The organism is Nonomuraea sp. LP-02 (genome assembly GCF_036289125.1).
GTDB lineage: Bacteria > Actinomycetota > Actinomycetes > Streptosporangiales > Streptosporangiaceae > Nonomuraea > Nonomuraea bangladeshensis.
The window spans coordinates 7,887,063-7,899,476 of sequence record NZ_JAXCLK010000001.1; the positions used below are offsets into that span (position 1 = coordinate 7,887,063).

A 12,414-nucleotide genomic window follows, 5' to 3' on the forward strand; every position below is an offset into this window, starting at 1 on the left:
AGCATACTTTCTAGTTTTTGCTCGCGTCCACTAGGCAATTCTGAGACTGCAAACACTGTGTGTTTGTTTGTTTCGGAGGGTTACGGCGGTTATGGCGGGAAGGAAACACCCGGTTACATTCCGAACCCGGAAGTTAAGCTTCTCTGCGCCGATGGTACTGCACTCGGGAGGGTGTGGGAGAGTAGGTCACCGCCGGACAATCTTTATGGAGGGCCCTGACGCTTCGCGTCGGGGCCCTTCTGCATTTCTGGGTTCTGCGCGTCTTACTGCAGGAGGGGTTCGATGCGGTACGGGATCTGGGTGCTCAGGGCGATCGTGGTGTCCGTGCGTTGCACGGCGGGTGAGGCCAGGATGCGGGCGATGATCTCCTGCAGATGATCGGTGCTTCTGGCCACCACGCGGCAGAGCAGGTCATGCTGGCCGCTGGTGCCGTGCACCTCCAGGATCTGCGGTACGGCCCCCAGAGCGGCGACCGCCTCCTCCAGCCTGCCCTGCGCGATCTGGAGCCAGACGAAGGCCAGGATGGGGTAGCCGGCCGCGGCCGGTGCGACCGTGGGGCCGAAGTCCTGGATGACGCCCCGGGCGGTGAGCTTCTCGACGCGGGCCTGTACGGTGCCGCGTGCGACGCCCAGCAGCCGGGCGAGCTCGGTGAGGCCGACGCGCGGGTGCGCGCGCATGGTCACCAGCAGGCGGGCGTCGAGATCGTCCATGAAGGGCCTCCGGGGGAGTGTGCGATTCGACCAGGGAACGGCGGTTGGACCGGGCGGAATTGAGCGTATCGCGCAGCAAGAGTGAGCGCTCTTGCCAGGAAAAGCGAGACTTGCTGTTATCTGGACATGTTCGAGGAAGCACAGTACTTCGCGCCGATCGCCGCCCAGGAGGACGGGTCGGTGGTGGTCGAGCTGGCCGCGTCGCATCCGGGGTTCGCGGACCCGGTGTACCGGGCGCGGCGCAACGCGATCGCCGCCCTGGCGCTCGGCTACCGACCGGGGACGCCCATTCCGGCGGCCGAGTACACCGAGCAGGAGCACGAGGTGTGGGCGATGGTCAGCAGGGAGCTGGCGATCAAGCACGCCAAGTACGCCACCGCCGAATACCTGGACGGCGTGGCCCGGCTGGGCCTGCCCGACGATCGCATCCCGCAGTTGGAGGAGGTCTCGAGGCTGCTGGAGCCGCTGACCGGGTTCCGGTATCTGCCGGCTGCCGGACTGGTGCCGCTGCGCGACTTCTACGGGGTGCTCGCCGACGGGTTCTTTCACTCCACGCAGTACATCCGGCACCACTCGGTGCCGTTCTACACGCCGGAGCCGGACGTCGTGCACGAGGTCATCGGGCACGCCAACGCGCTGGCCAGCGACCGGTACGCGGCCCTCTACCGGCTGGCCGGGCAGGCCGCGCGGCGGGTCGAGGGCGAGGAGGCGCTGGAGTTCGTCTCGAAGGTGTTCTGGTTCACCCTGGAGTTCGGGGTGATGCGGGAGCAGGGCGAGCTGCGGGCGTACGGGGCGGGGATCCTGTCGTCGTACGGGGAGATCGAGGAGTTTCGCGGCATGGACATCCGGCCGCTGGATCTGGCGGCCATGGGCACCACGCACTATGACATCACGAAATATCAGGACGTGTTGTTCGCGGCGGAGTCCTTGGAGCACCTGGAGGACGTCGTGGGCGGCTTCTGGGCCACCTGTGACGACGACTCGATCGCTCGGCTGATGGCCTCAGCCGTCTAGCAGATTCGTCCGGGTTCTCGCCATAATGCCCGGGTGATCACAGGCCAGGGGCAGGTGACAGGGCGGGTGCTGCTCGCTCTCGCCCTGCTCCTGTCCCTGGTCACCGTGCCGGCTGAGCAGACCGAACAAACCGAACAGACCGAACAGACCAGCCCGGCCGTCCTGGTGGCGCGGGCGACGACCGGCGTGACGCTGCGGCGGGCCGAGCGCGTCGCGGCCGTGGAACCGCTGCGGCCGGTCTCCTCGAAACGGATCGGCAGGCGGCTCGACCGCTACCTGGCGGGCCGCCCTGGACGGGTCACGGCCATGGTCAAGGATCTGGCGAGCGGGCGGCTCTACCGCTACCACCCGGGCGAGCGGCTGATCACCGCGAGCAGTTCCAAGGTGCTCATCCTCATGGCGCTGCTGCTGAGGACGCCGTGGAAGAAGCTGCCGCGGGACGTGCGGCGGGACGCCGAGCTGATGATCCGCGCCAGCGACAACCAGGCCGCGGACCGGCTCTGGCTGCGGATCGGCGGCGCGGGCGGGTTCACGAAGGCGGCGCGGAGGTTCGGGCTCAAGCACACCCTGGGCGTGCCCGGTTCCTGCGTTGACCTGTTCTGCTGGGGAATCACCCGTACGTCGGTGGATGACCAGGTCCGGCTCATGAGTGCCCTGGTGTCCCCCAGGAGCCCGCTGAAGGCCCGGGAGCGCTCGCGGGTGCTCGACCTCATGGGCACGGTGGTCGACGGCCAGGACTGGGGTCTGAGCGCCGCGGCGTGCCGGGGCGAGCGGGTGGCGCTGAAGAACGGCTGGCTCAGGCGGGTCTCGACCGGGCGCTGGGCCGTCGTCACCGTCGGTCTGATCAGCGGCGACGGCCACCACTACGCCGTGGCCGTGCTCAGCGAGGGCGCCCCGGACGTCCGTCAGGGCATCGCGACCGTCGAGGGCGTGGCCCGGCGCATCATGCGGGACTTCCGGAGATGCTCGGCGTGACCAGCCGGTAGCCGACGCCGCGTACGGTCTGGATGAGCTGGTCGTCCTCGTCGCCGAGCCGCGCGCGCAGCCGCTTGACGTGCACCGCGATGGTGTTCGTCGAGGTCGTCGCGGCGGTGTGCCAGACGTGCCGCATGATCTGCTCGCGGGTGACCGTGCGGTCGGCGTTGCGCATCAGGTACTGCAGCAGCTCGAACTCGCGCAGCGGCAGGTGGACGGTGCGGCCGCCGACGCGTACCTGGTAGGCCTGCGCGTCGAGCTCCACGCCGCCGACGTGGAGCACGTCGCGCGTCTCCGGGGAGGCGGCGTGGATGAACGGCAGCAGCTCCGGCACCCGGTACGGCCTGGCCACGCAGGCGGCGGCGCCGGCCGCGAGGGCGCGGACGGCCTGCTCGGCGTGCCCCTCGCCGACGCCGAGCAGCACCGGTACGGCCCTGGCGAGCCGTACCGCGCGGACGAACTCGACCGCGTCGATGACCGCGATCGTGGCCGAGACGAGCACCACGTCCGGCTGCAGAGCTCCCGCCTGCAGCAGACCTTGGGCGCCGTCGGAGGCGCCGGTGACGGCCACGCCCTCGCGTTCGAGGGCGTCCGCGACCTCGTCGACCACGGTCGGGTCCGGGTCGGCGATGAGCAGCACGGGCCTGGTCCTCACGTCCCCGTTCATCGTGGCGGGCGACTGCTGTCGGGTCATCAGCCGAAGCGCCCCGTGATGTAGTCCTCGGTGGCCTTCTGGCTCGGGTTGGTGAACATGCGTGAGGTCTCGTCCATCTCGACGACCTTGCCGGGCTGGCCCTGGCCGGCCAGGTTGAAGAAGGCGGTGCGGTCGCTGACGCGGGCGGCCTGCTGCATGTTGTGGGTGACGATGACGATCGTGAACTCGTCCTTGAGCTTGGCCATGAGGTCCTCGATGGCCAGCGTGGAGATCGGGTCGAGCGCCGAGCACGGCTCGTCCATGAGCAGCACCTGCGGCTTGACCGCGATCGCGCGGGCGATGCAGAGCCGCTGCTGCTGGCCGCCGGACAGGCCCGCGCCGGGCTTGCTGAGGCGGTCCTTGACCTCGTTCCAGAGGTTGGCGCCCTTCAGCGACTCCTCGACGATGCCGTCGAGCTGCGACTTCGGCAGGCGGCCGTTGAGCCGGAGGCCGGCGGCGACGTTCTCGTAGATCGACATCGTGGGGAACGGGTTGGGGCGCTGGAAGACCATGCCGATCATCCGGCGTACCGAGACGGGCTCGACGGAGGCGCCGTAAAGGTCGTCGCCGTCGAGCAGCACCTTGCCCTCGACGCGGGCGCCGGGGATCACCTCGTGCATCCGGTTGAGCGTGCGCAGGAACGTCGACTTGCCGCACCCCGAAGGGCCGATGAACGCGGTGATCGAGCGCGGTTCGATGGTCATCGACACGTCTTCGATGGCCTTGTGCGCGCCGTAGTACGCGTCCAGCCCCGAAACCTGGATTTGCTTGGACATGAGTGGCGGTACCCCCTATCGGCCCTTGGCGGGCGCACGCCACCAGGCGATCAGGCGCGCCACCAGGTTGAGCAGCATGACGATCAGGATGAGCGTGAGGGCTCCGGTCCACGCCCGGTCGATGGCGGTGTCGTTGGGACGCGCCGCCTGGTCGAAGACATAGAGGGGAAGGCCCATCTGCGGCCCGCTGAACGGGTCGTTGTTGATGGAGTCGGTGAAGAACACCGTGAGCAGGATCGGCGCGGTCTCGCCGGCGACGCGGGCCACGGCCAGCATGACGCCGGTGACGATGCCGGTGAACGCCGTCGGCAGCACGATCTTCATGATCGTGCGCCACTTGGGGACGCCCAGCGCGTACGAGGCCTCGCGCAGATCGCCGGGAACGAGCCGGAGCATCTCCTCGGTGGACCTGACCACGGTCGGCATCATGAGGATGGACAGGGCCATGGCGCCCGCCCACCCGCTGTACGGCATCCCGAGGAACAGGATCCAGAACGCGAGGATGAACAGGCCGGCGACCACCGAGGGGACGCCGGTCATGACGTCCACGAAGAAGCTGATGGCCCGGCTCAGCCGGCCGCCGTTGCCGTACTCGACCAGGTAGATGGCGGTGAGCAGGCCGATCGGGACCGAGATGGCCGAGGCGAGCAGCACCTGTTCGACGGTGCCGATGATGGCGTGGTAGGCGCCGCCGCCCGCGTCCCGTGCGCCGATGCCGCGCATCGAGTGCGTCATGAACTCCAGGTCGAAGCGGGCCAGGCCGTTGGAGATCACCAGCCACAGCACCGAGACCAGCGGCACCACGGCCATCGCGAACGCCAAGTAGACCAGCCCTTGGACGAAGCGGTCCTTCACCCGGCGGCCGGTCGAGATGTGCTGGACCCCGCGCGGCTTGCGCACGGCCTCCTGTTGCAGGGTCATGCGCCGGCCCTCGCGTACTCCTTGCGGTGGTTGATGATCATACGGGCGGCCATGTTGACCAGCAGCGTGATGACGAACAGCACCAGGCCGGAGGCGATCAGCGCGCCACGCCCGATCGGCGTGGCCTCGCCGAAGCCGTTGGCGATGTTGGCCGCGATGCTGTTGCCGTGCGGAGTGAGGATCTGGACGCTGATGTCGAACGTGGCCGGGAAGATGAGCGCGACCGCGATGGTCTCGCCCATGGCGCGGCCGAGGCCGAGCATCGCGGCGCTGATGACGCCGGGCCGGCCGAACGGCAGCACCGCCATCCTGATCATCTCCCAGCGGGTGGCGCCGAGCGCGAGCGCCGCCTCCTCGTTCATGCGCGGCACCTGCAGGAAGACCTCGCGGGAGATGGCCGCGATGATCGGCAGGATCATGATCGCCAGAACGATGCCGCCGGCCAGCATGGTCTTGCCGCCGATCGCGCCCTCGCCGGCGAACAGCGGGAACCAGCCGAGGTGCTCGTTGAGCCACTGCGAGGGCTCCCGCAGCAGCGGCACGAGGAAGGCCAGACCCCAGAGGCCGTAGATGACGCTGGGGACCGCGGCGAGCAGGTCGATGAGGTAGCCGAGCGGCCCGGCGAGGCGGCGCGGCGCGTAGTGGGAGATGAACAGCGCGACGCCGACCGCGATCGGGGTCGCGATGACCAGCGCGATGCCCGAGCTGAGCACCGTGCCGAACGCCAGCGCGCCGATGCCGAACACCTGGCTGCTGTTGGGCTCCCAGACGAGGTCCGTGAAGAAGCCGCCCTTGTTCGCCTGCAGCGCGGGGACCGCCTCGGCGATGAGGAACACGGCGATCGCCGCCATGATCGCCAGCAGGACGACCCCGGCCGCGGTGGCCAGGAACTTGAAGGCCCCTTCACCGGAGCTGCGCCGCGAGGCGGACCGGCGCATGGCCGGTCCGCCGTCGCGGATCTTCGTGTCGGTCGTCATCGGCCGCTAGGAGATGGCCTCGATGGCGGTGCGGACCTTGGTGAGCAGGCCGCCGGCGAGCGGGGCGTAGCCCAGGTCCTTGAGCGCCGCCTGGCCCTCGTCGCTGGCGGTGTAGGTGAGGAACTCCTTGACCAGCTTGGCCTCCTCGGCCGGCAGGCCCTTCTCGCAGGTGATCTCGTACGTCACCAGGACGATCGGGTAGGCGCCCGCGGTCTTGGTGCCGTAGTCGATCGAGAGCTTGAGGTCGTTGCCGGTGCCCTTGATCTCGGCGGTCTCGACCGTCTTGGCGGCGCTGTCGGCGGTCAGCTCGACGAACTCGCCCGAACCGTTGGCCACCTTGGCCTTCTGGAGCTGGGAGTTCTCGGCGTACGACAGCTCGACGTAGCTGATGGCGCCCTCGGTGTCCTTGACCGAGGAGGCGATGCCGTCGGAGCCCTTGGCGCCCTGGCCCTTGGCGTCGGCGGGCCAGGCCTTGGCCGGCTCGTACGGCCACTCGGCCGTGGCCTTGAGGAACTTGGTGAAGTTGTCGCTGGTGCCCGACTCGTCCGAGCGGTGGAACGCCTGGATCGGGGTGGAGGGCAGCTTGGCGTCAGGGTTCTCGGCCTTGATCGCCGCGTCGTCCCACTTGGTGATCTTGCTGTTGAAGATCCCGCCGATGGTCTTGGGCGAGAGCTGCAGGCCGTCCACGCCCGGCAGGTTGTAGACCACGGCCACGGGACCGGTCACCATCGGGATGTTGATGGCCTTGCCGGTCTTGCAGCGGGCGTCGGCCTGGGCCGGCTCGCCCTTCTCGTCGTTCAGTGCGGAGTCGGAGCCGGCGAAGGAGACCGTGCCCTGGATGAAGGCCTGCACACCCGCGCCCGAGCCACTGGGCTGGTAGTTGATGCTCACGCCCGAGTTGGTGGCCTGGAAGTTCTTCTTCCACTCGTCAATCGCGTTGGCCTGGGCGGAGGAGCCCGCGGCGTTGATGGTGCCGCTCAGCGCGTTGTCGTTGCCCGCGGCGGGGGCGCTGGCAGCGGTGGTGCCGCCGTTGCCCGCCGAGGCGTTGTTGTCTGTGCCGCACGCAGCGAGCGAGAGCGCACCGACGACGGCGACGGCGGCGAGCCGGCCTGCATACTTCACGGTGGGGTTCCTTTTCACTTGGTCCTCAGTCGCCGATGAAGTTACGCAGCGAAAGTGACTCGGATCCCTAGCAAGGGTGAACGGACGGTGAACGCCCTCGGTCACCCTCATGATGGGTGTTATGACGTATCGCATATGCGTGGTGTGCATGGGGAACATCTGCCGCTCGCCCATGGCGGAGGTCGTGCTGAGGCGGGTCCTGGAGGACCGCGGGCTGGGCAAACAGGTCATGGTCGAGAGCGCCGGGACGGGCGGCTGGCACGTGGGCGAGCCCATGGACGAGCGGGCGCTCGGCATCCTGGCCGAGCGCGGCTACGACGGGGCCGCGCACCGCGCCAGGCAGTTCACCGCCGACTGGTTCGACCGTTACGACCTGGTGCTGGCCATGGACCGCGACAACCTGGCGAACCTGCGGCGGCTCGCGCCTCCCGGGGTGGAGGTGCGGCTGTTCCGCTCGTTCGATCCGGCGGCGCCGTCCGGGGCCGAGGTGCCCGATCCGTACTACGGGGGGCACGAGGGGTTCGAGGAGGTGCTCTCGCTGGTGGAGTCGGCGGCCGAGGGCGTGGCCAAGCACGTCGCCGATGAGGTCGGTTAGGGAGCTCGGCACGTCCCACGGCTGGCGGCTGCGGCAGGGCGTGCTGGACGACGGGCGGCCGGTGTTCGTCAAGAGCGGGCCCGCGGGCGTCGTGTCGGAGGTGTTCGCCGCGGAGGCGGCGGGGCTGCGCTGGCTGGGCGAGGTCGCCGCGGTGCCCGAGGTGATCGAGGCGGGGCCGGACCGGCTGGTGCTGTCCTGGGTGGAGGAGGAGCGACCTGGACCCGCGGCGGCCGAGCGGTTCGGGCGGGAGCTGGCCCGGATGCACCGGGCGGGCGCGGAGGCGTTCGGCGCGCCGTGGCCCGGGTTCATCGCCGAGCTGCCGATGGACAACCGGCCGTGCGGCTCGTGGCCGGAGTTCTACGCCGAGCGGCGGGTCCTGCCGTTCCTGCGCCAGGCGCGGCTGCCGGCGGCCGACGTGGCCGAGGTCGAGCGGGCCGTGGACCGTTTCGCCGAGGTGGCGGGCCCCGCCGGGCCGCCGGCCAGGATCCACGGTGACCTGTGGAGCGGGAACGTGCTGTGGTCGGGCGGCTCGGCGGTGCTGGTCGATCCGGCCGCCCACGGCGGGCACCGGGAGACCGACCTCGCCATGCTGGCGCTGTTCGGGCTGCCTCACCTGGACCGGGTGCTCGGGGCGTACCGGGAGGAGTGGCCGCTCGCCGACGGGTGGCGCGAGCGGGTGCCGCTGCACCAGCTCCATCCGCTGCTGGTGCATGTCGTGCTGTACGGCGGGTCCTACCGGGGGAGCCTGATGGCGGCCGTGCGGCGGGTGCTGGAGTTGTAAGCGCGGTCGCTCAGCGGACGCGGGTGCCGTTGAGCCGGGCGATGACCTCGTCGTGCAGGAGGCCGTTGCTGCAGACCAGGCTGCCGCCCTCCAGCCCGCGTACGCCCGTCGTGTCGGTCCAGACGCCGCCGGCCTCCTCGACGATGACCGTGAGCGCGGCCATGTCCCAGGCCGACAGCTCGGGCTCGGCGGAGAAGTCGACCGAGCCCTCGGCGACCATCATGTGCGACCAGAAGTCGCCGTAGGCGCGGGTGCGCCAGCAGGCGCGGCTGAGGTCGAGGAACGTCTCGAGCCTGCCGGTCTGCTCCCAGCCGCCGAAGCTGGAGTAGGAGAAGGAGGCGTCCCCCAGGTCGGAGACCGAGGAGACGCGCATCCGGGACGCCTTGGCGAGGCTCTTGCCGGTCCACGCGCCGCCGTCGGTGGCCGCCCACCAGCGCCGGCCGAGCGCGGGGGCGGAGACGAGGCCGACGACGACGCGGCCGTACTCCATGAGGGCGATCAGCGTGGCCCACACGGGCACGCCGCGTACGTAGTTCTTGGTGCCGTCGATGGGGTCGATGATCCAGGACCTGGCGCCATGGCCGGTCGTGCCGAACTCCTCGCCCACGACCGCGTCGCGGGGCCGGGCCCGGCGCAGCGTGCCGCGGATCGCCTCCTCGACGGCGCGGTCGGCGTCGCTGACCGGGGTGAGGTCGGGCTTGGTGTCGACCTTGAGATCGACGGCCTTGAACCGGCGCATGGTGAGGTCGTCGGCGGCGTCCGCCATGACGTGCGCGAGGCGTAGATCATCGTTGTAACCCTGCACGGTCGCCCACGCTACCGTGCCGGGCGGATGGAACATCAGTCGCAGCCGCCCCTTTTCTGGTAACCGCCCTTCTCGTTACTCGCCGGTAGCATGCGGATATGTCGTTGGATGTTGGTGCATTGCTGCTGGAAACCGTCCCCTTCGCCCGGACCGTGGGAATCGTCTTCGACGAGGTGAGCGACGGGCGGGCGGTCTGCCGGCTGCCCGACCGCGAGGACGTGCACAACCACGTGGCGGGACCGCACGCCGGAGCGCTGTTCACGCTGGCCGAGACGGCCTCGGGGGCGGCGATGCTCTCGCTGCTGGGGGACGAGCTCGGCCGGGCCGTGCCGCTCACCACCGGCGCCAGGGTGGAGTACCGCAAGTTCGCCAAGGGCGAGGTGTGCGCGGAGGCCCGGCTGCTGGCCACGCGGGAGGCGGTGGTCGCCGAGCTCGACGCGGGCGGGCGGCCGGAGTTCGACGTGGCGGTGGAGCTGACGGACGGCGACGGCGTCCTCGTCTCCACGGTCGCCATCACCTGGACGCTGCGGCCCCACCGGCGCTGATCGTCACGTGGCGCGTTCGGCGGCGTCGTCGAGCGCGCCTTCGCGGCTGGACAGCAGGCGGCGCAGCGACTCCAGCCGGGCGGGATCGGCGTTGCCCGCGGCCACCCAGGCGTCGAGCGCGCAGCCGTCGGCCAGGTGCGTGCAGCCCTTGGGGCAGTCAACCGTGCCCTCCACCAGGTCGGGGAAGGCGGCCAGCACCGTCTCCACCGACACGTGGGCCAGGCCGAAACTGCGCACCCCCGGCGTGTCGATGATCCAGCCGCCCTCCGGCAGCTCAAGGGCCACCGCCGAGGTGGAGGTGTGCCGGCCCCTGCCGGTGACCGCGTTGACCTGGGAGACGGCCCGGTTGGCGTCGGGGACCAGGGCGTTGACCAGGGTCGACTTGCCGACCCCCGAGTGGCCGACCAGGACGCTGATCCGGCCGGTCAGGTGCTCGCGCAGCTCGTCGAGCGAGCCGCCCTTGTGGACGACGACGTGCGAGACGCCCAGCGGCTCGTACAGGGCCACGAGGCCGTCGGGCGGGGCGAGGTCGGACTTGGTGAGACAGAGCAGGGTGTCGATCTCGGCGTCGAACGCCGCCACGAGGATGCGGTCGATCATCCGCGGCCGGGGCGGCGGATCGGCGAGCGCGGTGACGATCACGAGCTGGTCGGCGTTGGCCACGATCGGGCGCTCGATGCCGTCGGTGTCCTCGGTGTCGTCGGCCGAACGGCGGAGCATCGAGGTGCGCGGCTCCACCCGCACCACCCGCGCCAGCGTGTCGGGCCGGCCCGACACGTCGCCCACCAGCGCCACCCGGTCGCCGACCACGATGCCCTTGCGACCCAGCTCGCGGGCCTTCATGGCGACCACGAGCCGGCGTTGGTGCTGCTGCTTGCGTTTCTGCGCCGAGCCCTTGGCGCGGTCGGGCTCGACCAGGATGGTGTAGCGGCCCCGGTCGACGGCGACCACGAAGCCCTCGACGGCGTCCTCGTGCGCAGGACGGATGCGGGTGCGCGGCCGCGAGCCCTTGCCCGGCCTCACCCGTACGTCGTCCTCGTCGTATTCCCGCTTTCTCAGCGGTCCGCTCCCATGTGCGTGAGGTCCTTCCTTCGGGTCCTCTGCGAGGTGCCCCGAGCGCTGGTCGCGAAACCAGCCCGCCTGGTCACCGGGACTCCAGCATGGCCGCCCACATGCGGACGAACTCCGGCAGGGTCTTGGCGGTCGTCGCGATGTTCTCCACCTCGACGCCGGGCACCCGCAGGCCGATCACCGCGCCGGCCGTGGCCATGCGGTGGTCGTCGTAGCTGTGGAAGACGCCGCCGTGCAGCGGGCGGGGGCGGATGATCAGCCCGTCGCCGGTCTCCTCGGCGTCGCCGCCGAGGCGGTTGATCTCGGTGGCCAGCGCGGCCAGCCGGTCGGTCTCGTGGCCGCGCAGGTGGGCCACGCCGCGGATGCGGGTGGGCGTGGTGGCGAGCGCGGCCAGGGCGGCGATGGTGGGCGTGAGCTCGCCGACCTCGCGCAGGTCGGCGTCGATGCCGGTGATCTCGCCGGTGCCGGTGACCACGAGGTCGGCGGCGTCGGCGTGCTCGTCGCGGGCGACAGTGGCGCCCATGGACGTGAGCAGGCCGCGCAGCGCGTCGCCCGGCTGGGTGGTGACGCGCGGCCAGGCGGGGATGGTGACCGTGCCGCGCGTGACGAGCGCGGCGGCGAGGAACGGCGCCGCGTTGGACAGGTCGGGCTCCACCGTGACGTCGCGCGCCGCGATCGGCCCCGGCTCGACCCGCCACACGTCGGGCTCGCTGTCGTCGACCGCGACCTCGGCCGCCCTGAGCATCTGCACGGTCATCCGGATGTGGGGCTGGGAGGGCACCGGCGGCCCGGCGTGCCGGATCGTGACGCCCTTGGCGAAGCGCGCGGCCGACAGCATCAGCCCCGACACGAACTGCGAGGAGCCCGAGGCGTCGAGCGTGACCTCGCCGCCGGTCAGCGGCCCGCTGATGGTGAACGGCAGCGCGTCGTTGTCGACGCGCGCGCCGAGCGCCCGCAGGGCGTCGAGGATGGGGCCCATCGGGCGCTTGCGGGCGTGCGGGTCGCCGTCGAAGGAGACCGGCCCGTCGGCCAGCGCGGCGATCGGCGGCACGAACCTCATGACCGTGCCCGCGAGGCCGGCGTCGACCGCCGCGCCGCCGCGGATCGGGCCGGGCGTGACGTGCCAGTCGACGCTCGCCGGGGTCTCGGCGGACGGCTCAAGCCGGGCGCCGAGCGCGCGCAGCGCGGCGACCATGAGGTCGGCGTCGCGGCTGCGCAGGGCCCTGCGCACCACGCCGGGACCCTCGGCGAGCGCGGCCAGGACAAGTGCGCGGTTGGTCACCGACTTGCTGCCGGGCAGCGGCACGGCGGCGCTGACGGGCGCGGCGGCGGTGGGCGCGGGCCAGTGCGGAACGGACATGGTCAAAGCCTATCCGGGCGTGACGGGCCGGGGTCACCACCTGTGGACGACGGTGAACACGCGGCGGG

14 protein-coding genes and 1 rRNA gene are annotated in these 12,414 nt (G+C 70.9%); 6 read left to right on the plus strand and 9 right to left on the minus strand.

Translation table 11 applies throughout. The features are described 5' to 3' along the window. Window positions 1-81: 81 nt before the first annotated feature. A 5S ribosomal RNA gene (gene rrf, locus SMD20_RS37020) occupies window positions 82-198 on the plus strand. Between the two features lie 65 nt (window positions 199-263). Here rrf and SMD20_RS37025 read toward each other — a convergent pair. Continuing rightward, on the minus strand, window positions 264-710 hold the full coding sequence (locus tag SMD20_RS37025; protein WP_329590183.1) for an Lrp/AsnC family transcriptional regulator: 447 nt from the start codon (window positions 708-710) through the stop codon (window positions 264-266). A gap of 126 nt (window positions 711-836) precedes the next feature. On the opposite strand from SMD20_RS37025, the gene SMD20_RS37030 reads away from it, so the two are divergent. Both SMD20_RS37030 and SMD20_RS37035 read left to right on the plus strand, forming a co-directional pair. Further along, entirely contained in the window at window positions 837-1,724 is an 888-nt protein-coding gene (locus SMD20_RS37030; RefSeq protein WP_329590185.1) for a phenylalanine 4-monooxygenase, read from the plus strand. A 33-nt stretch (window positions 1,725-1,757) separates the two neighbouring features. Continuing rightward, window positions 1,758-2,699 (plus strand): serine hydrolase, encoded by a 942-nt coding sequence (locus tag SMD20_RS37035; RefSeq protein ID WP_329590187.1) that lies wholly within the window; start codon window positions 1,758-1,760, stop codon window positions 2,697-2,699. Here SMD20_RS37035 and SMD20_RS37040 read toward each other — a convergent pair. The 5 genes from SMD20_RS37040 to pstS are packed head-to-tail and all read right to left on the minus strand — an operon-like array spanning window position 2,668 to window position 7,189. Next, window positions 2,668-3,393, minus strand: a complete 726-nt coding sequence (locus tag SMD20_RS37040) for a response regulator transcription factor (RefSeq protein ID WP_329590189.1) — start codon at window positions 3,391-3,393, stop codon at window positions 2,668-2,670. The two genes, SMD20_RS37035 and SMD20_RS37040, sit on opposite strands and share 32 nt — an antisense overlap. Next, the gene (gene pstB, locus SMD20_RS37045; RefSeq protein ID WP_329590191.1) at window positions 3,393-4,169 is read right to left on the minus strand and encodes a phosphate ABC transporter ATP-binding protein PstB; all 777 of its coding nucleotides are present in this window, start codon (window positions 4,167-4,169) and stop codon (window positions 3,393-3,395) included. The genes SMD20_RS37040 and pstB overlap by 1 nt, the downstream gene beginning before the upstream one ends. A gap of 15 nt (window positions 4,170-4,184) precedes the next feature. Beyond that, complete coding sequence (gene pstA / locus SMD20_RS37050; RefSeq protein ID WP_329590193.1) at window positions 4,185-5,090, minus strand: phosphate ABC transporter permease PstA; 906 nt, start codon at window positions 5,088-5,090, stop codon at window positions 4,185-4,187. Continuing rightward, window positions 5,087-6,067, minus strand: coding sequence for a phosphate ABC transporter permease subunit PstC (pstC, locus tag SMD20_RS37055; protein ID WP_329590194.1), 981 nt, complete (start codon window positions 6,065-6,067; stop codon window positions 5,087-5,089). The genes pstA and pstC overlap by 4 nt, the downstream gene beginning before the upstream one ends. A gap of 6 nt (window positions 6,068-6,073) precedes the next feature. After that, on the minus strand, window positions 6,074-7,189 hold the full coding sequence (gene pstS, locus SMD20_RS37060) for a phosphate ABC transporter substrate-binding protein PstS (protein ID WP_329590196.1): 1,116 nt from the start codon (window positions 7,187-7,189) through the stop codon (window positions 6,074-6,076). Between the two features lie 121 nt (window positions 7,190-7,310). Between pstS and SMD20_RS37065 the strand changes: the two genes are divergently transcribed. Beyond that, complete coding sequence (locus tag SMD20_RS37065; RefSeq protein ID WP_329590198.1) at window positions 7,311-7,784, plus strand: low molecular weight protein-tyrosine-phosphatase; 474 nt, start codon at window positions 7,311-7,313, stop codon at window positions 7,782-7,784. Continuing rightward, window positions 7,771-8,565 carry a fructosamine kinase family protein gene (locus SMD20_RS37070; RefSeq protein WP_329590200.1) on the plus strand — a complete coding sequence of 265 codons (795 nt, stop codon included), beginning with the start codon at window positions 7,771-7,773 and terminating at the stop codon, window positions 8,563-8,565. The genes SMD20_RS37065 and SMD20_RS37070 overlap by 14 nt, the downstream gene beginning before the upstream one ends. 10 nt (window positions 8,566-8,575) lie before the next feature. Here the strand turns inward: SMD20_RS37070 and hisN are convergent, their stop codons facing one another. Continuing rightward, window positions 8,576-9,406, minus strand: a complete 831-nt coding sequence (gene hisN, locus SMD20_RS37075) for a histidinol-phosphatase (RefSeq protein WP_442942551.1) — start codon at window positions 9,404-9,406, stop codon at window positions 8,576-8,578. A 62-nt stretch (window positions 9,407-9,468) separates the two neighbouring features. On the opposite strand from hisN, the gene SMD20_RS37080 reads away from it, so the two are divergent. Next, the gene (locus SMD20_RS37080) at window positions 9,469-9,915 is read left to right on the plus strand and encodes a DUF4442 domain-containing protein (RefSeq protein WP_329590203.1); all 447 of its coding nucleotides are present in this window, start codon (window positions 9,469-9,471) and stop codon (window positions 9,913-9,915) included. 3 nt (window positions 9,916-9,918) lie between these two features. Here the strand turns inward: SMD20_RS37080 and rsgA are convergent, their stop codons facing one another. Further along, window positions 9,919-10,938: a ribosome small subunit-dependent GTPase A gene (rsgA, locus tag SMD20_RS37085; protein WP_329590205.1), complete on the minus strand. Its 1,020-nt coding sequence runs from the start codon at window positions 10,936-10,938 to the stop codon at window positions 9,919-9,921. 121 nt (window positions 10,939-11,059) lie between these two features. Beyond that, the gene (gene aroA, locus SMD20_RS37090) at window positions 11,060-12,346 is read right to left on the minus strand and encodes a 3-phosphoshikimate 1-carboxyvinyltransferase (RefSeq protein ID WP_329590207.1); all 1,287 of its coding nucleotides are present in this window, start codon (window positions 12,344-12,346) and stop codon (window positions 11,060-11,062) included. Window positions 12,347-12,414 lie beyond the last annotated feature (68 nt).

Coding starts and splice junctions, on each gene's coding strand:
- SMD20_RS37025 (WP_329590183.1), bottom strand. CDS start 710: ATGGACGATCTCGACGCCCGCCTGCTGGTGACCATGCGCGCGCACCCG.
- SMD20_RS37030 (WP_329590185.1), top strand. CDS start 837: ATGTTCGAGGAAGCACAGTACTTCGCGCCGATCGCCGCCCAGGAGGAC.
- SMD20_RS37040 (WP_329590189.1), bottom strand. CDS start 3,393: ATGACCCGACAGCAGTCGCCCGCCACGATGAACGGGGACGTGAGGACC.
- pstB (WP_329590191.1), bottom strand. CDS start 4,169: ATGTCCAAGCAAATCCAGGTTTCGGGGCTGGACGCGTACTACGGCGCG.
- pstA (WP_329590193.1), bottom strand. CDS start 5,090: ATGACCCTGCAACAGGAGGCCGTGCGCAAGCCGCGCGGGGTCCAGCAC.
- pstC (WP_329590194.1), bottom strand. CDS start 6,067: ATGACGACCGACACGAAGATCCGCGACGGCGGACCGGCCATGCGCCGG.
- SMD20_RS37065 (WP_329590198.1), top strand. CDS start 7,311: ATGACGTATCGCATATGCGTGGTGTGCATGGGGAACATCTGCCGCTCG.
- SMD20_RS37070 (WP_329590200.1), top strand. CDS start 7,771: ATGAGGTCGGTTAGGGAGCTCGGCACGTCCCACGGCTGGCGGCTGCGG.
- hisN (WP_442942551.1), bottom strand. CDS start 9,406: ATGTTCCATCCGCCCGGCACGGTAGCGTGGGCGACCGTGCAGGGTTAC.
- SMD20_RS37080 (WP_329590203.1), top strand. CDS start 9,469: ATGTCGTTGGATGTTGGTGCATTGCTGCTGGAAACCGTCCCCTTCGCC.
- aroA (WP_329590207.1), bottom strand. CDS start 12,346: ATGTCCGTTCCGCACTGGCCCGCGCCCACCGCCGCCGCGCCCGTCAGC.